22 protein-coding genes are annotated in these 20,085 nt (G+C 34.9%); 4 read left to right on the forward strand and 18 right to left on the reverse strand.

Annotated features, from left to right (window positions below):
* The 5 genes from J5U23_RS12390 to J5U23_RS12410 all read right to left on the reverse strand — a co-directional run bounded on the left by J5U23_RS12390 (position 1) and on the right by J5U23_RS12410 (position 3,659).
* The gene (locus tag J5U23_RS12390) at positions 1 to 288 is read right to left on the reverse strand and encodes a DNA-directed RNA polymerase subunit K (protein ID WP_218258486.1); all 288 of its coding nucleotides are present in this window, start codon (positions 286 to 288) and stop codon (positions 1 to 3) included.
* Positions 279 to 1,400 (reverse strand): aminotransferase class V-fold PLP-dependent enzyme, encoded by a 1,122-nt coding sequence (locus tag J5U23_RS12395; RefSeq protein ID WP_218266335.1) that lies wholly within the window; start codon positions 1,398 to 1,400, stop codon positions 279 to 281. Before J5U23_RS12395 ends, J5U23_RS12390 begins: the two co-directional genes overlap by 10 nt.
* Entirely contained in the window at positions 1,397 to 2,368 is a 972-nt protein-coding gene (locus J5U23_RS12400; protein ID WP_218266336.1) for a D-2-hydroxyacid dehydrogenase, read from the reverse strand. The genes J5U23_RS12395 and J5U23_RS12400 overlap by 4 nt, the downstream gene beginning before the upstream one ends.
* 204 nt (positions 2,369 to 2,572) lie before the next feature.
* Positions 2,573 to 3,196, reverse strand: coding sequence for an N-glycosylase/DNA lyase (locus J5U23_RS12405; RefSeq protein WP_218258489.1), 624 nt, complete (start codon positions 3,194 to 3,196; stop codon positions 2,573 to 2,575).
* Positions 3,138 to 3,659 (reverse strand): hypothetical protein, encoded by a 522-nt coding sequence (locus tag J5U23_RS12410; RefSeq protein WP_218258490.1) that lies wholly within the window; start codon positions 3,657 to 3,659, stop codon positions 3,138 to 3,140. The genes J5U23_RS12405 and J5U23_RS12410 overlap by 59 nt, the downstream gene beginning before the upstream one ends.
* Positions 3,660 to 3,768: 109 nt before the next feature.
* On the opposite strand from J5U23_RS12410, the gene J5U23_RS12415 reads away from it, so the two are divergent.
* A complete protein-coding gene (locus J5U23_RS12415; protein WP_012711324.1) occupies positions 3,769 to 3,987 on the forward strand; it encodes a hypothetical protein in 219 nt (72 codons plus the stop codon).
* The gene (locus J5U23_RS12420; RefSeq protein WP_218258491.1) at positions 3,984 to 4,298 is read left to right on the forward strand and encodes a hypothetical protein; all 315 of its coding nucleotides are present in this window, start codon (positions 3,984 to 3,986) and stop codon (positions 4,296 to 4,298) included. Before J5U23_RS12415 ends, J5U23_RS12420 begins: the two co-directional genes overlap by 4 nt.
* Here the strand turns inward: J5U23_RS12420 and J5U23_RS12425 are convergent.
* The 3 genes from J5U23_RS12425 to J5U23_RS12435 are packed head-to-tail and all read right to left on the reverse strand — an operon-like array spanning position 4,259 to position 5,922.
* Positions 4,259 to 4,573 (reverse strand): hypothetical protein, encoded by a 315-nt coding sequence (locus J5U23_RS12425; protein ID WP_218266337.1) that lies wholly within the window; start codon positions 4,571 to 4,573, stop codon positions 4,259 to 4,261. The two genes, J5U23_RS12420 and J5U23_RS12425, sit on opposite strands and share 40 nt — an antisense overlap.
* Positions 4,574 to 4,577: 4 nt before the next feature.
* Positions 4,578 to 4,967 (reverse strand): hypothetical protein, encoded by a 390-nt coding sequence (locus tag J5U23_RS12430; RefSeq protein ID WP_218260851.1) that lies wholly within the window; start codon positions 4,965 to 4,967, stop codon positions 4,578 to 4,580.
* Positions 4,927 to 5,922 (reverse strand): geranylgeranyl reductase family protein, encoded by a 996-nt coding sequence (locus J5U23_RS12435; RefSeq protein ID WP_218258493.1) that lies wholly within the window; start codon positions 5,920 to 5,922, stop codon positions 4,927 to 4,929. The genes J5U23_RS12430 and J5U23_RS12435 overlap by 41 nt, the downstream gene beginning before the upstream one ends.
* Between J5U23_RS12435 and J5U23_RS12440 the strand changes: the two genes are divergently transcribed.
* Complete coding sequence (locus J5U23_RS12440; protein WP_218266338.1) at positions 5,910 to 8,438, forward strand: valine--tRNA ligase; 2,529 nt, start codon at positions 5,910 to 5,912, stop codon at positions 8,436 to 8,438. The two genes, J5U23_RS12435 and J5U23_RS12440, sit on opposite strands and share 13 nt — an antisense overlap.
* A 13-nt stretch (positions 8,439 to 8,451) precedes the next feature.
* Here J5U23_RS12440 and J5U23_RS12445 read toward each other — a convergent pair whose 3' ends face one another.
* The 9 genes from J5U23_RS12445 to J5U23_RS12485 are packed head-to-tail and all read right to left on the reverse strand — an operon-like array spanning position 8,452 to position 16,216.
* The gene (locus tag J5U23_RS12445; RefSeq protein ID WP_218258495.1) at positions 8,452 to 9,660 is read right to left on the reverse strand and encodes a pyridoxal phosphate-dependent aminotransferase; all 1,209 of its coding nucleotides are present in this window, start codon (positions 9,658 to 9,660) and stop codon (positions 8,452 to 8,454) included.
* An 18-nt stretch (positions 9,661 to 9,678) separates the two neighbouring features.
* Positions 9,679 to 10,425, reverse strand: coding sequence for an indole-3-glycerol phosphate synthase TrpC (gene trpC / locus J5U23_RS12450; RefSeq protein ID WP_218266339.1), 747 nt, complete (start codon positions 10,423 to 10,425; stop codon positions 9,679 to 9,681).
* A 3-nt stretch (positions 10,426 to 10,428) separates the two neighbouring features.
* The gene (locus J5U23_RS12455) at positions 10,429 to 11,016 is read right to left on the reverse strand and encodes an anthranilate synthase component II (RefSeq protein WP_218258497.1); all 588 of its coding nucleotides are present in this window, start codon (positions 11,014 to 11,016) and stop codon (positions 10,429 to 10,431) included.
* Positions 11,017 to 12,282, reverse strand: a complete 1,266-nt coding sequence (locus J5U23_RS12460; protein WP_218266340.1) for an anthranilate synthase component I — start codon at positions 12,280 to 12,282, stop codon at positions 11,017 to 11,019.
* A complete protein-coding gene (trpF, locus tag J5U23_RS12465; RefSeq protein WP_218260855.1) occupies positions 12,260 to 12,874 on the reverse strand; it encodes a phosphoribosylanthranilate isomerase in 615 nt (204 codons plus the stop codon). The genes J5U23_RS12460 and trpF overlap by 23 nt, the downstream gene beginning before the upstream one ends.
* On the reverse strand, positions 12,867 to 13,904 hold the full coding sequence (gene trpD / locus J5U23_RS12470; protein WP_218258500.1) for an anthranilate phosphoribosyltransferase: 1,038 nt from the start codon (positions 13,902 to 13,904) through the stop codon (positions 12,867 to 12,869). Before trpD ends, trpF begins: the two co-directional genes overlap by 8 nt.
* Positions 13,891 to 14,622 (reverse strand): tryptophan synthase subunit alpha, encoded by a 732-nt coding sequence (gene trpA / locus J5U23_RS12475; RefSeq protein ID WP_218258501.1) that lies wholly within the window; start codon positions 14,620 to 14,622, stop codon positions 13,891 to 13,893. The genes trpD and trpA overlap by 14 nt, the downstream gene beginning before the upstream one ends.
* Entirely contained in the window at positions 14,615 to 15,892 is a 1,278-nt protein-coding gene (locus J5U23_RS12480) for a TrpB-like pyridoxal phosphate-dependent enzyme (protein ID WP_218266341.1), read from the reverse strand. Before J5U23_RS12480 ends, trpA begins: the two co-directional genes overlap by 8 nt.
* 51 nt (positions 15,893 to 15,943) lie before the next feature.
* Entirely contained in the window at positions 15,944 to 16,216 is a 273-nt protein-coding gene (locus tag J5U23_RS12485) for an acylphosphatase (protein WP_012711338.1), read from the reverse strand.
* Positions 16,217 to 16,308: 92 nt separating this feature from the next.
* Between J5U23_RS12485 and J5U23_RS12490 the strand changes: the two genes are divergently transcribed.
* Positions 16,309 to 17,388 carry an inositol-3-phosphate synthase gene (locus J5U23_RS12490; protein ID WP_218266342.1) on the forward strand — a complete coding sequence of 360 codons (1,080 nt, stop codon included), beginning with the start codon at positions 16,309 to 16,311 and terminating at the stop codon, positions 17,386 to 17,388.
* A gap of 251 nt (positions 17,389 to 17,639) precedes the next feature.
* Here J5U23_RS12490 and ppsA read toward each other — a convergent pair whose 3' ends face one another.
* Positions 17,640 to 20,042 (reverse strand): pyruvate, water dikinase, encoded by a 2,403-nt coding sequence (gene ppsA / locus J5U23_RS12495; protein ID WP_218266343.1) that lies wholly within the window; start codon positions 20,040 to 20,042, stop codon positions 17,640 to 17,642.
* Positions 20,043 to 20,085: the final 43 nt, after the last annotated feature.

Consider the following 20,085-nt stretch of genomic DNA (forward strand, 5'->3'; position numbering starts at 1 on the left):
TTAACTCTTTCTAAGAGATAATAAAATTATTTTTCCATTTGGTAATCTTCTCCTAATAGTTATTGGAAGAACTCCTCTCTTAAACTCCTCCTCAGCTATACTAATAACATCAGTCGAACTTATGTTATTTATATCAATTAAGGCTGGTGCACCCATGGCTAGTTGTAATGCTCTAGCACTTATTACTCTGGCGATCTCGTATCTAGTTAGTTTATTCTGCCATAGAGAAACAAAAACTTCATTAAAATGTAAATCCTGGGACAAAATTCCATCCCTCTCTAATCCCATAAAACTTCAACTTTTAACTCTTCCGGCAACTCACATTCTTTTGGAATTTCAAACTCAACGTTCTTTTTAATTATTTCACTTATACTATTAACTAATCTTCTAATTGCTCTATCATCAACTACACCTAAAATCCCTATTCTTACTATTTTATCCCTTAATTCACCCATACCCTTAGTAATCTCAATATTTCTCTTCTTTAGCTCTGACATAAATGTATCTAAAGGAATAGGAGGAAACGCTGCAACTACCGTGTTGGAGAAATTAGTATCATTACCTAACAATTTAAATCCCATCGTCGACATTACTCGCCTTAAATACCTTGCACAAGCTTCATGCCTCTTCCATCTATTTTCTATTCCTTCTTTATCCAGTAATTCAGCAGCCCTTCTAGAAGCAAAAAATGCTCCTACCGTAGGAGTAAATGGTGTCTCTCCTTTATCTTGAAACTTTAAATGAAGTGATAAATCTAGATAACTAGGTAAATCGGATTCTACCAATTCATTCAAGCCCTCATCAGACAACGCAGCGAATCCTACCCCCGGTATGCTTGCTAAAGCTTTCTGGCTGCCAGTTACTACACAATCAATTTTCCACTGATTAACATATAGCGGATAGGCAGCAAACCCTGATACTGAATCAATAAGAAGCTTTAATCCTGCACCTTTTACAACATCAGCTATCTTTTGAAGGTCTCTAAAGGCTATACCCGTGCTAGTCTCATTATGAACTAACGCTACTGTAGTAGCGTCTTTATTTTCCTCAATAGCCTTTTTTATTTCCTCAAGTGTAAAGGATTCCCCTAATTTTTTCTCGTAACTAATTACCTTTGCTCCACGTCTAACTAACGATTCTTTTAATCTGTGTCCGAACTCGCCATAAGGGAATGTTAATACTTTCTCCTCTCTTTTTACCATTGAATAGACCATAGATTCTACAGCTAAGGTACCGGAGCCACTTAATAGTGCAACACGAGTAGATCCAAAATGTTTATTCATCAGAAACTCTAATGTTTTCACAGTTTCTCTAAATTTCTCTGATCTATGATTCACTAAATGAAGAGAAGCTTGTAGAACACTATAAGGAACATTGACTGGACCGGGAATTAGCATCATTTGAGAACACCGATTTCTTTTAAAGCAGTGATGAGATTGTCTGTTGTGACTACTGCTACCCTATGCTGTGCTTCTTTAGTTTGAGCACCAATGTGAGTAGTTACTATCACTCTCTCATGTCTCAATAATTTAATCTCCCAATCCTCTTTAGGAGGTTCGTTCCACAAAACGTCTGTAGCATAAGTTAGTTGCTTTTTATCAATACATTCTAGTAATGCCTTACCATCTATTACTACGGCTCTACTGGTGTTGATTATGATTGCATTATCTTTGACGTAATTAAATGTATCTTTATTAAGGATTGGTTTAGCGTCTTTACCTACTGTAACGTGAAAGGTTATTACGTCTGAGTTCTTTAGCAATTCCTCTAAACTTTCAGCTACCTTGACTCCAAGCATATTCGCCTTTTCTTTTATATCGATAACATCATATGCAATTACGTTCATATCTAATGCCTTACATACCTTAGCTACTTTGGTACCAATTCTGCCGAATCCTATAACACCTATAGTCTTACCTGCTAACTCAATTCCCTCTATTTTCTTGAATATGCCACCCTTTGCCATATTCATGGAATCATATAGTTTTCTAGCTGCTGTAAGAAGTAATCCTATAGTTAGTTCTGCTGCAGAATCTGTAGAAGCCCCTGGTGCATATACTATTTTTATATTTCTCTTGGATGCCTCTTCTGTATCTATATTGTCTAGCCCTATCCCGGCTCTGGCTATAATCTTAAGATTAGTCCCATAACGGATTATCTCCTTATCTACTTTAGTTCTGCTTCTTACTACTAAAACTTGATACTGGTCTATTATCTTTAGTAATTCCTCTCTTGAAATTTCAGGTTTATAGTCAACTATTAATCCATTGCTTTGTAAAGTTTTTATCATGTATTGATCTACTGGATCAGTTATTAATACTTTGAAATCTAATTTGTTTATAGAGTTTATACCTTGTATAGTTTCCATACATGCCACCTGAAACTTTCAAGAATATGATTTAGTTTAACATGATGATGAGAATGAGCTTGAGAAAAATGAGGAGAATAAAATAATAATAATAAGATCTAATTTTCTTAAAAGTTGAGTAAATTCGAACTCCCTTTTCAGCATACTAGGGTTTTTCATGATGAGTCATATCAAACTACAACTGCTGGTTTATATTTTTTATTGCTACTTAACTATAGTATTAGTCTCCTTATACCATATAAACAGATCCAATATACCTACACTTATATTTAAATTTAAAGCGATGCTTTTCAAAACACTCTCCAAAGATACATAGCGACTTTTTGATAAATGTTTAACGTTAGTTTCTCCTATCGCACCTATTCTCTTCATAAAATCTATAAGATGTCTGTCTATAATTGCCAGATCGAAATAACCAACATTCCTAAGAAAGTGACTAGCTTCTTTCATCCCTATTCCTTTTATGTTTAATAACTTCTCCCTAGCCAATTGTTGATCACTATCCGCTAAAGGCTTTATCTCCTCTTTTAACTTTCCATATACCTTCTCCCTAGCCATAATAATATATTTTGTCTTCAAATTATAAAATCTATATTTACATGATTTAAGAACATTTCTGATTACTTCTTCATTAGCGTAGTAGATTTTGTCTCCCAAACAGTTTAGGGCTTGATAAGCCGAAATGAAAGACGAGTTAGCAGTTAGCAAACATAATGTGAGTTCCCTAAACCACACTTCCTCATTTGATAAATTATTTAACCTAAATTCGTCAACTCTTTCCAGAACTCTTGCTTTTACTCTTGGATTTTGAATTAGACTTCTTAGCACGCTTTTTACTCCTCTTTTTCTTCTTTCTAGCCCTCTTTACACTATCTTTCTTTTCAGGAATAGGTGGATTAATATCTGACATCGATATTATTTTAGTACCATCGTGAGTAAAGAATACTATAAATGGTAAATCTCTTTTAATCAAAACTCCACCAATAACATCGCTCATATTTACGTCAATTCTTGTAATCTGAACTTGATCTCCATTTGCAACCTGAGGAACACCTATGGAAATAACATTTAATGGACGAGAGAATTGAAAGTCTAAATTAAATCTGCCATTGATATATTTCTCATTACTTCCCTCAATTATTACAACATCATTAGCCTCATCCGGCATTATTGATTCCAAATCACGAATTCCATCTATGATTTCAGCTTCTTTGGTTCTGCGTAAAGTATAAAGTAAAACAACATCGTTAATTTTTAAAGGTTCTAGCTTATAATACGATGCTAAGTTCATCTAATAAATACACCTCTTCTTAGACTATAAAGTCTTTTAAAGTAGACAAAGGTATAACGTCGAGAATAAAAATTTAAGTTAATTTGCATGAAGTGGTAGTGGGTATAAGATGAGTATTAAAAACAGAGGCTCAAATGCATATGGGCACCTAGGATGGTTAACAGTATATTGTAGGATATGTAATAGGAAACTAGTAATAGGGACAGATATTATCTACAAATGCCCTAAGTGTGAAAAGAAATATTCAGCATACTTCTGCGAAGCAGATAAGAGAGGATTAAAGGGGAAGTGCCCATATTGTGGAACTGAGTTGGTACCGATTTTATGACAGTAACAAACTATAATATAAATGGTCTAAATTTTTCTGTAATCTATGAGAATGGAATAGTAGTAGTATATATGGATGTAAATAAAGAAATAAAGAGAAGAAAACACGCAGAAGATGAAGAGAGATTAGTATATATGGATGTAAATAAAGAAATAAAGAATGGAATATTGAGAAAGCTAGTAATATGTAACACTAAAATCTCATCTTACATTTGTAATGCAGTAGTAGAGGTTAATAATAAGAATATAAATGAGGAGTTACTCCTAAATCTCTATAATGAAGTGGTAGAGGTTTCCGAGATTGTTATATAAAAACCTTGCGATCTTAACCTATTATTAACTTCTCTCATGATCTCAACAACATATGTTGCATTATTTGACATTATTTTAAGTGACGCATTCATATCTTTTGAGAGCTGAGAACTGAAGTAGATCAAGAGAAGGGTGTCTTGATTCGGAGCACAGATATACGATGCCCCTATTTTTACCGGTTCACATAGATCTTTAAATACATCGTTAATAGATTGTGATAGGTATCTTATTCTAAAAGGATCTTCAGCCAAAATCTTAAATCCCACTTCAAACATTTTCTCACTTCTTTTTGTTAATATTTATTTTCTTGACCGGGATTTTAATTTGTTCAAAAATTCTTTTTATAATTGTTACGTATTTATCGTCGCCATCTATTAGCTTTAGCTTTAACTTTCTATACTTCATTATTAGTACTATCTTCCCATCGTTAATTACAATTATCCTACCTATTACACGCCCGTATAGGTTCCTTAGAAGGAAAAGATAAACATACGTACCTTTATTTGGAATATTTACAATTTTTGCTTCACCTACCTTATATGTAGGTCTTACTGATTTCCCAGGCAACTCTATCTGCTGTATTGCCCCATTTACGTCTACTTTAAATAGGAAGGTTCTTAATACATGCTTATTTTTCTTGCTCTTCGAATTTTCTAACAATACTTCCATTCCCTCTCACACTCTTTAGGGACTCGATTATTCCATTCAAATCTATCTTATCTTCTAAATATGTATCTATGAGAACATCGTTCTTAAAGAATATTCTCATAAAAGTCTTTCTTAAACTTAAACTAGAATATCTATATAGATCTAATAGCATTTTTTGAATTTTAATTCTTTTCTCTATAATACTGAGCTTATCGTTGAGAAACTCATCCAGATCTCTTTCTTTATATATAGCTTCAAAAGCGTACTCGGCTGAGATAGCCGATGGTCTTATCCCTTCACCGCTTAGGGGGAAGACAAGTCCTCTTGCTTCACCTATCCTTAACTTCTTATTTTTGACACTCCCAATACTAATAGGGGCTCCTCTAACATCCTTAATTTCGAAATTCTTAAATTTCTTCCTCAAATAATAATAAAGTAATTCCTTTGAATTCTTATATTCCAAAAAACCAGCTCCTATATTATATTCATTCTCTCTGCTAGGAAATATCCAATAAAAACCTGTATAACGAGTGTCGAATTCCAATATGGCCTCATCGTCAAACTCCTCAGTCTCTATTATGGCTCTAGTAGTATAAACTACCTCTCTATCCATTGGATAAGGTCCTCTACTATCTATTACGTAATCAAAGTCTTTAATATTAAGATCGTGAGTCACTATTATTTTTGAACTCTTTCGCATATCATTTATCCATTTCCACTTATCTATAACCAGCCACTTAGTATGCCTATATTCAACATCGTAAGTTTTTTCCCCATCTGTATAGAAGGAGAACCTCTTTATACCAAACGTTTCATTCCAATTAAAGGGGGGAGTATAAACGTTTGGGACTATATCTCCACATGGTTTAACGTAGTGTTGGTTAATATCAAAGATTGTAACTTCATTACTAATTCTTGAAAGTAAGTATGCCAAAGTAGAACCTGCTACTCCTCCTCCCAGAATTGCTATTCTCATTACGAAATTTTATAAGCTATTCGAATTTATATTTATATAAAATCGTCTGTATAGGTGGTCAGTTATTGTTAAACCAAGATGAGATTTTAAAGAAGATGGAAGAATGGCCAAAACATTATAATCCTAAGGAAATCGAGGAAAAATGGCAAAAGATATGGTTAAGTGAAGAATATTGGAGGGACGTATTTAGATTCAGAGATGAGGACGATAAATCACCGAGATTTGTTATTGATACTCCTCCTCCTTTTACCAGTGGAGAACTTCATATGGGACATGCATATTGGGTTACAATAGCTGATACTATAGGTAGGTTTAAGAGATTAGAAGGATATAATGTATTATTACCTCAGGGATGGGATACACAAGGTTTACCAACTGAACTAAAAGTACAATACAGGTTAGGAATTCCAAAAGATAATAGGCAACTATTTCTCCAAAAATGTATAGAATGGACAGAAGATATGATTAAGAAAATGAAAGAAGCAATGATTAGACTAGGATATAGACCAGAATGGGAAAGGTTTGAATATAAGACCTATGAACCAAAATATAGAAAGATTATTCAAAAAAGTCTCATTGACATGTATAAAACGAAGTTAATAGAGATGAGAGAAGGACCAGTAATTTGGTGCCCTAAATGTGAGACTGCTTTAGCACAAAGTGAAGTAGGTTACTTAGAGAAAGATGGAATTCTTGCCTATATAAAGTTCCCATTAAAGGAAGGAGGAGAAATAATTATAGCTACAACTAGGCCGGAACTACTAGCTGCAACTCAAGCTGTGGCCGTAAATCCAAATGATGAGAGATATAAGAGTTTCGTAGGAAAAACTGCAATAGTACCAGTGTTTAATATTGAGGTAAAAATAATATCTGACTCAGACGTGGAGAAGGAATTCGGAACTGGAGCAGTAATGATAAGTACCTATGGTGATCCCCAAGATATAAAATGGCAATTGAAATACAACTTACCGACAAGGGTTATAGTGGACGAAAAAGGAAGGATGATAAATACAAATGGTATACTTGATGGGTTGAAAATTGAACAAGCAAGAAATAAAATGATTGAAATCCTAAAGACTAAAGGGTATCTCGTAAACGTAGAGAAAATAAAACATAATGTACTGTCGCATGTTGAGAGAAGTGATTGTCTGTCTCCAGTAGAATTCTTAGTCAAAAAGCAAATATACATTAAAGTTCTAGATAAGAAACAAAAATTGCTAGAAGAATACAAAAAGATGAAATTTAAGCCAGCTAGAATGTCCTATTATCTTGAGGATTGGATAAAGAGTATAGAGTGGGATTGGAATATAACTAGGCAAAGAATTTATGGTACTCCATTGCCATTCTGGTACTGCGAAAATGGGCATTTAACACCAGCTAGAGAAGAAAATTTACCAATAGATCCTATCAAAACTAGCCCACCATCAGAGAAATGTCCATTGTGCGGATTACAGCTTAAACCAGTTACCGATGTCGCAGACGTGTGGATTGATTCTAGCGTAACAGTTCTTTTCCTAACCAAGTTCTATGAAGATAAAAACGTTTTCAACAAAACTTTTCCAGCATCACTAAGACTTCAAGGTACTGACATAATTAGGACTTGGCTATTCTATACCTTCTTTAGAACTTTAATGTTAGCTAATAATATACCTTTTACCACAGTCCTTGTTAATGGTCAAGTCCTTGGTCCAGATGGAACCAGAATGAGTAAAAGCAAGGGAAATGTGGTATCGCCATTGGATAGAGTTGATGAATTTGGAGCAGATGCAATTAGAATGGCACTTCTTGATGCAAGCATCGGCGATGATTTTCCATTTAAATGGGATATAGTAAAGGGAAAAAGAATGTTATTGCAGAAATTATGGAATGCGAGTAGATTAGTATACCCCTTCATAGCGAATCAAAGACTTGATAAACCTGAGAGCCTACATATAGTAGATAAATGGATTTTACAAGAACATAAGAAATTTGTAATAAAGGCAATAAACGCATATGAGAACTACGACTTTTACTTGGTACTTCAAGAACTCTATAGCTATTTCTGGGAGATCATAGCTGATGAATATTTAGAAATGATAAAACATAGATTATTCGAAGACGATAAGTCTGCAAAATATACTATACAAAGGATAATAAGAGATATAATTGTATTACTACATCCTATTGCACCCCATATAACAGAGGAAATCTATTCTAGGTTATTTGGTTATAAGAAGAGTATTCTCCTAGAAGAATTGCCTAAAGTGGATGATATCGAAGAGGATAAAAGAGTAGGAGAACTTGGGGAAGTAATAAAGAAAACAAACTCTCTAATAAGATCAGAGAAGATTAAGAATAGATTATCAATGAATACCCAAGTTAGCGTAAAATTATATGCAAATAGACAATTTATTGAGTTAATTAATGAGGTAAAAGAGGACATAATGAAGACGCTAAAGATAACTAACCTTGAACTAATAGAATCAACTGAAGAAAAAGTGGAAATTGAACCTGCTAATCAGACCATGGGAGTTTAGCTCATCAATCTTACTATCGGGAATTCATCATCTGTTCTGCAAACTCTCTAATTTTTTGTACACCCTCTCTAATAACTTCTTCGTTTACGGCAAAACTTAGTCTTAAAAATTCCTTACCTATATTTAATGGAAAGACTTCACCAGGTATTGTGACTATACCTTTTTCTTCAATTAGCTTTATTGCAAATGACTTAACGTCGAGCCCACTTATTTTTAGTAACTTACTAACATTTGGGAACATATAGAATGCTCCATTTGGTTTAGACACTTCAATTCCTTTAACCTTAATAAGCTCATCATACATTACGTCTCGTCTCTTCTTAAATAGCTTTACCATTTCGTTGACCTCGTCGAAAGTATCAAAGGCTTTTACGGCAGCTTTTTGTACAAAACTTGTAGGGGCAGTGTATATGTTAGCAGCCAAAACTCCCATTTTCTGGATAATTTCGCGCTTAGCTACAATATAACCTAATCTCCATCCAGTCATTGAGAAAGTCTTACTAAATCCATTAACGTAAATCAAGAAATCTCTCCAATCCGAGTCTTCAAGAGTACTTCTCATCTTACCTTCATACACAAAGTTATCATAAATTTCATCGGATAGTAAGATAATTTTATTATCCCTACTTATATCTACAATTTTCTTAACATCGTTAGGAGAAAATAGAGTACCAGTCGGATTATGAGGATTATTGAATACTATCATTTTGGTTCTTTTTGATATTTTAGACTGTAGTTCATCTACATCTATTGAGAATCCTTCTTCTCTACTCCACTTTAAATTAGTATATATTGGTTTTCCTCCGAGTAACTTAACAACCTCAGCGTAAGAGTAGAATGAGGGATCTGGAAGTATTACCTCATCGCCAGGATTAATGTATAGTATAAAGACTAGGAAAAGCGCAGGCTTAGCACCAGGTGTAACTATCACTTCCTCCTTCTTTACGTCAGCACCATATCTAGTATTAAGATATTGAGCTATTTTTTCCCTTAATTCATCAATACCGAATGCTGAAGTGTAGAAAGTGAAGCCTTGATCTAGAGCCTCTTTTGCAGCATCCCTTATACGTTTAAATGTAGGTAAATCTGGCTGTCCTATCCCAAAATCGATAATTTTAATCTTCTTAGTCTTCTCCACATTTCTAGCGATTTCCTTATACAATAAAGTAGTCTCTCCAGTAACTTGCGACATATTTTCGTTGAAGTCTAGTAGTGAGACCACAAGTGTATATGAAGAACGTTATAGTATAAATTCTTTAATCTTTTCTGGGTTTTGCATTAGTGAGGATCCAATTAGGAAAGCATTAACACCTAATTTTCTCAATTCCTCTATTTCATTCCTCTCAGAAATTCCACTTTCTGCCACCTTTATTACATCTGATGGTATCATGGATAGAAGCTTTCTCTGATTCTCCTTATTTATCTCAAGGGTTTCTAGATCTCTTGAATTAACTCCTATAAACTTGGCCCCTATCCTTAGGGCTATTTCTAAATCCTTCTCGTCATTAATCTCTACCAATGGTTCCATACCATAACTTCTGGCATATTCCATTAAACTCTCTAATTCTCTTTCAGTAAGTATTTTGACTATTAGCAATACAGTATCTGCACCTAAGTTATACGCATCATCAATTTGTGATTCCTTGGCAATAAAATCCTTCATTAATATGGGGATTGAAACTGAACTGGCTATCTTTCTCAAAATTTCATATGAACCATTAAAGTACTTTTCCTCAGTTAGTACGCTAAGACCTACTGCATACTTTTCCATGAACTTTGCGTATTCTATCGGATCTCTTTCAACATCCAATCCAGAGGGAGATTTGCGCTTATATTCAGCTATTATAGCTGTGACATTACGCACATTAAATTCCAAAATTCTTTTATTTAAGGAAATAATCGGTCTTTGTCTTGAGGCCCTAAACGAGGGCCTTCTTAAAGATAATTGTACGACGTCCTTAAGCCATCCTTTAAGATAACGTGGCATATGTTATACTCTATTCAAGAAATTATAAAGTATCTTATATCCCAATGAGGTTCCAACACTCTCTGGATGAAATTGAACACCGTATATTGGGTATTCTTCATGATGTATTGCCATTATCTCATTATCCTCAGCGGATATTGCATCGATAATTAGAGGTCTATGAACCTCGTCCACAACAAGACTATGATATCTGGTAGCTTTAAACTCCTTAGCAATGCCGTAATATAGTGGAAGTGGAGAGTCGTTTACTATAATTATGTTACTTATTTTTCCATGAAATACTTTTCTAGCTCTTCTTATCTTAGCTCCAAATGCATAACCTATAGCTTGATGACCTAGACAAACTCCTAGTATTGGAGTTTTTTTGCCTAGATATTTGATAACATTCAATGACACTCCTATATCTTCTCGTTTTTCTGGTGTCCCTGGTCCTGGTGAAATTATAATCCTATCTGGGTCTATTCTCTCTATTCCTTTTATACTTATTTCATCATTTCTGATAACTATTGGATAACTCCCTAATTCTCCTACTATTTGAGCTATATTGTAAACAAAACTATCATAATTATCTATTATCAGGGTTAGATCCATTTAACTCACCCCTATTGCTGTTTTTAGTGCTTTTAGTTTATGTTCAGTTTCGAAATATTCAGATTCTGGATTAGAGTCATATACTATACCAGCACCAGCATGTATTCGTAACAATTCTTTGTTCAGAAATGCAGTTCTTATGGCTATTGCGAACTCTGCGTTACCATCAGCTGAGATAAAGCCTACAGCACCAGCATAGGGACCTCTTTTGTACTCCTCTAACGTTTCAATTATATTCATTGCCATTGGTTTTGGTGCTCCGCTCACTGTACCCGCTGGGAAAGTAGCTGATAAAACGTTTAATGCATTATACTTCTTCTTTAAAGTCCCAATCACTTTTGATACTATATGTTGGACATGACTATACTTCTCTACATACATTAATTCTGGTACTCTCACAGTTCCGGGTACACATACTTTACCTAGATCATTTCTAGCCAAATCAACCAACATTAAGTGCTCAGCCTTATCCTTTTCTGAGTTCATCAATTCCAATTCCAATTTAAGGTCTTCTTCTTGATCAGACCCCCTAGGTCTAGTGCCAGCTATTGGATAGGTTTCGACAATATTATCTTGAACTCTGAAAAGTAATTCGGGGCTGGATCCTATTAAGTATTTTTCATCAAATTTAAGATAGAACATGTAAGGAGAGGGATTTATTCTTCTGAGATTATAATATATTCTTAATGGATCTCCACTAAATAAATATCTATAAAATCTAGATAATACGACCTGAAATATATAACCCGATCTTATATACTCTAGCGATTCAGAAACAATCTTCTCATAGTTGTTCTTATTAAGAGATTCATCATAAAAGCTTATTTTAAACTCCCCTATATCCCCACATCCGCCTACAGAGCTTAAATCGGCATTAACGTATACTTTGCCCTCATTATGATCGTAGATTATGATATTGTCTGGAATAAAGAATTCCGCATAAGGCCAATCTTCAGCTGCTGGCTTTAAGTCCCTTATTTTCTCCCAAAATCTTACTGCATCATAGCTTATGTAACCTATCATGCCTCCTTTAAATAAACCCGGTATATCTACTAATTTCAAATCTTTCAAATAACTATTAAGAATATTTACCGGATCATCATGAATTCTCAGATACCCATTAGTTGACCAAGCTATCACACTATATCTCGCCTTATATTGAGGGCCACCTATGCTTTCTAGTAACCCAGCTACTTTAAAGTCCCTCTCTATGCATTTAAATACCTCAAATGGAGAGGCAAATTCACTTATCGGATGAACTTCCATATTTTACCATCTCAACTATTTTTTTCACTATATTAATATCCTTTTTGCCAGGATAAATCTCTATACTACTGGAAATATCAAGCCATGCAGGATTTAGATTGATAAAGTTAGAAATATTATCTATACTTATTTTTCCACCTACGCCTAGGTGAGGGTAATCCTTAAGGAAACTCGATGCAACGTTATAATCAACGCCTACGCCTTTCTTTACGGAATCTATTAATACCATATCCACAGTATCTATAGCCTTCTCTAGGTATTTCTTATACTCGAAGGACGCTGGTACATATAATATAATTCTTTTTCTAAAATCGTACAATTTAAGCAATTCTAATTCCGAATCGTCTAATACTCTATGTATCTGTAAATAATCTGATATTGATAATTCTTTTTCTATTTCACTCATTAAAATATTAACTTTCACATTAACTATCGGTTTTTCAGTATATCTTCTAACAAATGTTAAGAACTCGCTCTTTACGAATCTTTGACTTATGGCGTCAGTTATTATTCCTATATAATCCACATTAAGTTTTGAGAGCTCTATGATATCTGATAACGTTGCGTTACCGCATATCTTTAGTTTAACCACTACTCTTCACCATTATCGTTTTCAGTTTGGTTAGATCTCCATTAAGTGAGATTATCTCATTTAATTTATTTACGGAATTTTCTATCAAATACTTAGCGTACTCATAACCTTCCTTAAAATCGCTCACTTTATCTAATGCAAAAAGCGCAACTGCGGTGTTTATCTTAATGAATTCAGCTACATGTTCATCTTTACCTAGAAATGCCCTAACTATTTTTATTGCTGAATCCTCAGCAGAATTTACTATTAACTTATCTATTGGAATTGATGATATACCGAAATCAGTTACGTCAAACTTGACTTCTTCTATACCGCGCTTACTTACTATCTTCATAAAAGTTTTTCCTATCGGACTTACCTCATCTATGCCTGGCTCTCCATGTACTAAAATTACTTTATTGAAATCTAATTCATACGCGCTTTTTGACAATAAATCCAAATGATCTTTAGAAAACACTCCCATTAACTGATACTTCGCATTGGCTGGATTAGTCAATGGACCTAGAACATTGAAAATAGTTCTGATCCCTAAAGTTTTTCTCACATTGGCAACGTTCTTCATTGCAGGATGATAGTACTGTGCGAAGAGGAAAACGAAATTCGTTTTGTGGACTAATTCTTTTGCTCTTTCTGGTGGAACTATAATATTATAACCTAAAGCTTCAAGAACATCAGCACTACCACTTTTACCACTTACTGCCCTATTACCGTGTTTGGCAACTGGATTAATTAAACTCAATAGGATTGCAGATGCGGTACTAACGTTTACTGTTCCTAATCCGTCGCCACCTGTACCAGCTGTGTCTATTGCGTTGGGTACGTCTATTTTGATTGCTAATTCTCTCATTGCTCTGGCAAAACCTACTATTTCATTTTTACTTTCACCTTTCATTCTTAGCGCTACTAAAATTGCTGATACTAAAATCTCTGGAACTTCTCCTCTAATTATAGCCTTAGCTAATTCTTCAGCCTCATCAATTTCCAAATCTGATTTATTTATGAGTTTTTTAAGAATATCATTTATATTCATCTAATATCACCCTAAATTTTTTAACTAAATTTATTGCCGATTCTACGCCATTCTTTTCAATTTCTTCTATGAAAGCGGTTCCAATTGCTATTCCGTCGGCACCAGCACTTAAGGCATCTCTTAAATCTGACTCACTTGATAGGCCAAATCCCACTATTAGCTTATTCTCAACTAAATTTCTAACTCTATTAATCAACTGCTTAACTGATACTGGTATAGGTACGCCAGTAGTTGGTCTAACACCATAATATAAGAATAAATCGCTAATCTTAGAGACTTTGTGGATTAGAAGATCTGGTACTGAAGGAGATGTAAAAATAACATTTTTTAATCCTTTATTTTTTATTATTCCATCAAATTTATCCAAATCATCTATATAATCAATAAGTAAATCTGGAAATAGAACTCCATCCAGTTTGACATCTCTCATTATATTTAGAAAATTATCTAGTTGATCAATCCAATCCTCTAAGTAAGTAAGTGCAATTATAGGAACACTGACGTCTTTCCTAATATCTGCTATTAAAGGCCAAATATCTAGTCCTTTAACTTTATCATAACTCTTCCTTATAACTGGACCATCATACTTGGCATATTTAGGGGGAATTCCAAGCTCTAATATGTCAGCTCCATTTTCAACTGCCCCAATAATAAAATCCTTGAAACTTTGAACATTAGGATAACCTAACGTCATATAAACGACAAGCAGTTTACCCATTTCCATTCAACCTTTTCATCATGGATTCGTAATTTGATAGATCCAACAATCCATGTCCACTTAGATTAAAGACGATGACTTTTCTCTCATTATTCTTCCTAGCTTCTATAGCTTCATCGACCACTGCCTTTATTGCATGGGCTGATTCTGGAGCTGGTACAATACCTTGATTCTCCATAAATATCTTAGCGGCTTCGAAAATCTCCCTTTCATTATATTCTCTCCATTCCACAATACCCTCCTTTGCTAACAAACTTAATGTTGGGGCTACACCATGATATCTTAATCCGCCTGCATATATTGGCGGAGGAACGTAATCTTTACCTAAAGTTATCATTTTCACTAAAGGTAATAATCCAGCAGAGTCTGGAAAATCGTACTTATATTCACCTTTACTAAACTTTGGAATTTCTGCAGAACTTACTGCAATGTAACGTTTGCCTTTCTTGTTTCCGATAAAGGGATATGTAAAACCACCAAAATTGCTTCCACCTCCTACACATCCAATTAGAATATCAGCGTCTTCTCCTAACAAATCCAATTGAGTAATAGTCTCTTGACCAATAACGCTTTGATGCAAAAGTACTACATCTAAAACGCTACCTACTAAATATCTAAATTCGTTCTTAAGGGCATACTCTATTGCCTCACTCATTGCTATACCTAATGATCCAGGATGCTGTGGATTTGTCTCTAATATCTTCTTACCGTATTCAGTTAAGTTTGTGGGACTTGCATAAACATTAGCCCCATATAATTGCATTATGCTCCTTCTCATCGGTTTTTGCTCATAACTTACCTTTACCATGAAGATAGTACTTTTCATATTATACATACTAGCTGCAAGTGCTACTGCAGTTCCCCATTGACCTGCTCCAGTTTCAGTAACTACGTGGTCAATTCCCTCTTCTTTTGCGAAATACGCTTGAGGAATTGCTGTATTTATCTTATGAGATCCAGTAGGTGTAGCGCCTTCGTATTTAAAGTAGATTCTTGCTGGTGTCTTTAAGTAGTCCTCTAATCTTTTAGCTCTAAATAATGGAGTTGGTCTTCCTATCGATAAATATCTATCTCTTACTTCCTCAGGGATCTTTATGTACCTTTCTATTGTGAATTGTTGCCTTAATACTTCCTTAGGTAGTATACTTCTTAATAAATCAATTCTCGAGAAATCTGCCCCTTGTGGATCCCTTGGAGGAGGCAAGGGTTTAGGCAGATCGGGAATTATATTGTACCAGTACTTAGGCAAAATCTCGTCTTCTTTTACCATTGGTACATCAAAAGCACCGATACATTATAAACGTTTTTACCTTATAAACTTTTAGTATGTTTCGAAATCCTCAAATTCTCCCTTATATTCACTAAACGAGAAATCTACCTTCTCTACTTCAGCTGCTGGTGGACCTTGCTTAATACGTTCCAATAATTTACTTAACGCTTCCTCATAACCTTCCGCAACCACTTCTACCGAACCATCGGGTAAATTCTTAGCATACCCCTTTATACCTAACCTTATAGCGTGAATTTGGACAAATTTTCTAAAACCAACACCTTGCACTAGCCCATACACGCGAGCGTACATGCGCTTTAGCATTTTCACACACCTCAGTGTCGCTCCACTTCTTCACAGATCTGTTTTTCCCTTTCATCACAACATATTTTATCTAGTTATTTAACTTAAAGTTGATGATTCGAGTAGCAATAGCCGGCTTAGGTAATTGCGCATCAATGTTAATTCAAGGAATAGAATATTATAAGTCAAAAGGCGATAATTATTATGAGGGATTAATTACTCCAATAATTGGGGGTTATAAAATTACCGATATAGAGATTGTAGCAGCATTCGACGTTTCAAAAAATAAAATAGGAAAGGATCTTGCAGAGGCCATATTTCAACCTCCAAATATTACACCAAAGATAGTAAATATGGAGAAGAAAGGAGTAAAGGTAAGTGCGGGACCCGTTCTTGATGGTGTAGCCCAACATATGACTAACGTTTTTAATCCTACTTATGATGGCACATTGGAAAAAGCATTAGATGAATTAAAAGCTAGCAAAACAGAAATTCTACTTAATTTATTGCCTGTTGGAAGTGAAAATGCGACGAGGACATATGCAAATATAGCACTAATGGCAGGAACTGCGTTTATAAACGCAATACCCGTGTTTATTGCTAGTGATCCTTCAGGTTACTTTCCTAATAAATTCAAAGAGAAAAACTTGCCATTAGCAGGTGATGATATTAAGAGTCAATTAGGGGCTACCATATTCCATAGGTCAATTACTTCACTCTTCAGACTGAGAGGGGTAAAAGTTGAGGAAACTTATCAATTAAATGTGGGCGGGAATACAGACTTTCTGAACATGAAGACAGAAGAAAGGCTAATATCTAAAAGAATAAGCAAAACAGAAGCAGTAACTAGCACACTAGATAACGGAGAGGTGATAAAAAGCGAGGGAAAAATAAGGATAGGGCCTAGCGATTATGTACCATTTTTAGGAAATACAAAAGTAGCCTACATTTACGTAAAAGGAAGCGCGTTTGCAGGTATGCCAATTAAAGTAGAAGCTTCCTTAGAGGTTGATGATAAGGCTAACTGTGCCGCAGTATTAGTAGATGTTATAAGGGCAGTTAAGGTTGCCTTGGATAGAAAGATAGGTGGTCCACTTGAAAAAGTATCTGCATTTTACTTTAAACACCCACCAATTCAGGCTAAAGACGACGAAGAAGCCTATAGATGGTTTAAAGAGTTCATTGAAATGTGAAATCTGTGAAGAGAACATCTCATTTTTCACGTGTAATTTATGTGGAAGGCAAGTGTGTAGTAATGATTACGTAATAGATAAAGGAATTTGTAAAGTTTGTGAAATGAGTCTATGCAAACTTTGTCAAAAACACTTGTCAATAGGCTCATGTGAAATCTGCGGAAATACAGTTTGTGAAGAATGCACAGCGTATTTCGATGGTGCTAGAAGAATATGTAAAAATTGTTATAATAAAAAATAATAAAAATTATCTACTTGTTCTTCCTTTTTCCATTAAGGTTTCTAAGTATAATTTGTTGCTCGATAGAAGCTACTTGCCTCCTAACATTAATAACTGCATCTGGATTTACACTAATACTATCTATTCCAGCTTTGACCAAATATTCAACAACTGCTGGATAAACACTAGGTGCTTGTCCACATATTGAGACAGTTTTGCCATACTTATGAGCAGCTCTGATTAGCTTTCTTATGGACTCCAAAACAGCTGGATCCCTCTCATCATAATATCCCATCCTTGCTAGTAACTCGGAATCCCTGTCAACACCTAAAGTTAATTGTGCTAAATCGTTACTACCTACGCTGAATCCATCAACTATCTTCGCAAACTCCTCTGCAAGAACAACAACTGAGGGGACTTCTGCCATTATCCATACCTTGAAATCTGAATCTCTTCTTAAACCTTCCTCCTCCATTATTTTTATTGCCTTTTCTAGTTCCCATGTAGTTCTGACAAAGGGAAACATTACCCATACATTCTTAAGTCCCATCTCCTCCCTAACTTTGCGTATAGCCTTAACCTCTAGTCTAAATGCTGGTTCGTACTCTTTGCTTACATATCTGGATACTCCTCTCCAACCTATCATTGGATTCCTCTCATCTGGTTCAAACTCCTCTCCACCAATCAATTTTTTATATTCATTAGTTTTGAAATCTGAAAATCTGACAACAACTGGCCTAGGATATATTGCGCTTGCTACTTTGGCTATACCCTCAGCTAACTTATCCACAAATAATTCTGCATTACCTATTTTTATTAGATAAAGTGGATGATACCTAACCCACTCACTTACAATAAACTCAATTCTCATAAGGCCTATTCCATCAAAGGGAAGATCCAAATACTTGTCTATAACGTCAGGTTCACCCAAGTTCATGTAAATTTTAGTTGCAGTAACTGGATAAAGACTCAATAGGACTTCCCTACTTATTCCTTGAATTCCAGTAGATGGTTGAGCTTGTTGGGATACAGTCTCAGTTGCTTGAATTACCTTACCCTCATACACAATACCCCTAATTGCATCTACAGTGATCTCTTGATTATCTTGTATTACCTTAGTTGCTTCTCTACTACCAACTATAGCTGGAATTCCTAGCTCTCTGGATACAATAGCAGCATGGCTCGTCATTCCTCCCTCATCTGTTATTATTGCCCCAGCTATCTTCATTAACGGTACCCAATCCGGATCTGTCATTTTCGTAACTAAGATGTCACCCTTCTTAAATTCATGAACTTTAGGATCTTTAATGTCGAGTATAATTTTTGCCTTACCAAAAGCTATACCCGGAGAAGCTGCAAGCCCCCTAAGTAATACTTTGCCACTTACAGAAGCAGAACTCTTTTCCACAGCACTCTTAGTTTCTTTCCTTTTAGAAGACCAGAAAGTTTCCGGCCTAGCTTGAACTATGAAGATATTCTCAGGGAAACTTAGATCATTATCGATAGCCCACTCAATATCCATTGGCCTCTTGTAATGCTCTTCAATCTTAAGTGCTAGTTTTGCTAGTTCTATTGCCTCTTCGTCTGTTATACTCATTGCTCTAGATTCCTTCTCATCTAAGGTAATGGTAACGTTCTTCTTAAGTTGTTTATCATATACGATTTTAATATTCTTATTAGAAACCTTTTTTTCTGCAATTCTTAAGGTAGACTTTTCTATTAAAACCTCATCTGGGGTAACCTTACCGCCAACTACACTTTCTCCTAAACCCCAATTAGATTCTATCATGATATACTTTTCATCTCCAGTAACTGGATGTAGAGTAAACATTACTCCAGCAGATCTTGAATTAACCATTTTTTGAACAACTACAGCTATAAGTACTGATAAATCATCTATACCTTTACTCTTTCTATATTCTATAGCCCTTGCGTTATAGAGACTAGCCCATACATCCTTAATCCTATCAATAAGTTCGTCCTTAGTAACATTAAGATAAGTATCTTGCTGTCCAGCAAAACTGGCCGTCTCAATGTCCTCTGCAGTAGCTGAAGACCTTACAGCTACTAAGATTTCTTTTCCAACTTTTTTACTTAATTCATCATAGGCTTGATATATCATGCTACTCAATTTCTCTGGAATCTTAGCGTTCTTTATCAATTGTTTTATTTTTTCACTAGCCTCCTCGGAGGTTTCACAACTATTTAAAGTCTCTCTAATTTTGTCAAAAAGGTTGTTGTATTCAAGAAAATATTTAAAAGCTTTGGAAGTAAGTATAAAGGCTGGAGGTACTCTAACTCCAATGCTCGTTAACTCCCCAAGGTTTGCGCCTTTGCCTCCAGCTAATTGTACCATATCCTTAGTGACCTGACTTACGTCGAGAATGAGGTCTTCCTCACTACTAATTGCCTCAACCAAAAGGAAACTCCCCAATATATATTACCAATCCAAACCTTAAAAAACTATTTTACCGTAT

This window comes from Saccharolobus shibatae B12 (assembly GCF_019175345.1).
Classification (GTDB): Archaea; Thermoproteota; Thermoprotei_A; order Sulfolobales; family Sulfolobaceae; genus Saccharolobus; species Saccharolobus shibatae.

Bases quoted from the DNA above. Each gene is read 5' to 3' on its own strand.
- J5U23_RS12390 (WP_218258486.1), bottom strand. From the start codon at position 288: ATGGGATTAGAGAGGGATGGAATTTTGTCCCAGGATTTACATTTTAAT.
- J5U23_RS12395 (WP_218266335.1), bottom strand. From the start codon at position 1,400: ATGATGCTAATTCCCGGTCCAGTCAATGTTCCTTATAGTGTTCTACAA.
- J5U23_RS12400 (WP_218266336.1), bottom strand. From the start codon at position 2,368: ATGGAAACTATACAAGGTATAAACTCTATAAACAAATTAGATTTCAAA.
- J5U23_RS12410 (WP_218258490.1), bottom strand. From the start codon at position 3,659: ATGAACTTAGCATCGTATTATAAGCTAGAACCTTTAAAAATTAACGAT.
- J5U23_RS12415 (WP_012711324.1), top strand. From the start codon at position 3,769: ATGAGTATTAAAAACAGAGGCTCAAATGCATATGGGCACCTAGGATGG.
- J5U23_RS12420 (WP_218258491.1), top strand. From the start codon at position 3,984: ATGACAGTAACAAACTATAATATAAATGGTCTAAATTTTTCTGTAATC.
- J5U23_RS12425 (WP_218266337.1), bottom strand. From the start codon at position 4,573: ATGTTTGAAGTGGGATTTAAGATTTTGGCTGAAGATCCTTTTAGAATA.
- J5U23_RS12430 (WP_218260851.1), bottom strand. From the start codon at position 4,967: ATGGAAGTATTGTTAGAAAATTCGAAGAGCAAGAAAAATAAGCATGTA.
- J5U23_RS12435 (WP_218258493.1), bottom strand. From the start codon at position 5,922: ATGAGAATAGCAATTCTGGGAGGAGGAGTAGCAGGTTCTACTTTGGCA.
- trpC (WP_218266339.1), bottom strand. From the start codon at position 10,425: ATGCCACGTTATCTTAAAGGATGGCTTAAGGACGTCGTACAATTATCT.
- J5U23_RS12455 (WP_218258497.1), bottom strand. From the start codon at position 11,016: ATGGATCTAACCCTGATAATAGATAATTATGATAGTTTTGTTTACAAT.
- J5U23_RS12460 (WP_218266340.1), bottom strand. From the start codon at position 12,282: ATGGAAGTTCATCCGATAAGTGAATTTGCCTCTCCATTTGAGGTATTT.
- trpD (WP_218258500.1), bottom strand. From the start codon at position 13,904: ATGAATATAAATGATATTCTTAAAAAACTCATAAATAAATCAGATTTG.
- trpA (WP_218258501.1), bottom strand. From the start codon at position 14,622: ATGGGTAAACTGCTTGTCGTTTATATGACGTTAGGTTATCCTAATGTT.
- J5U23_RS12480 (WP_218266341.1), bottom strand. From the start codon at position 15,892: ATGGTAAAAGAAGACGAGATTTTGCCTAAGTACTGGTACAATATAATT.
- J5U23_RS12485 (WP_012711338.1), bottom strand. From the start codon at position 16,216: ATGCTAAAGCGCATGTACGCTCGCGTGTATGGGCTAGTGCAAGGTGTT.
- J5U23_RS12490 (WP_218266342.1), top strand. From the start codon at position 16,309: ATGATTCGAGTAGCAATAGCCGGCTTAGGTAATTGCGCATCAATGTTA.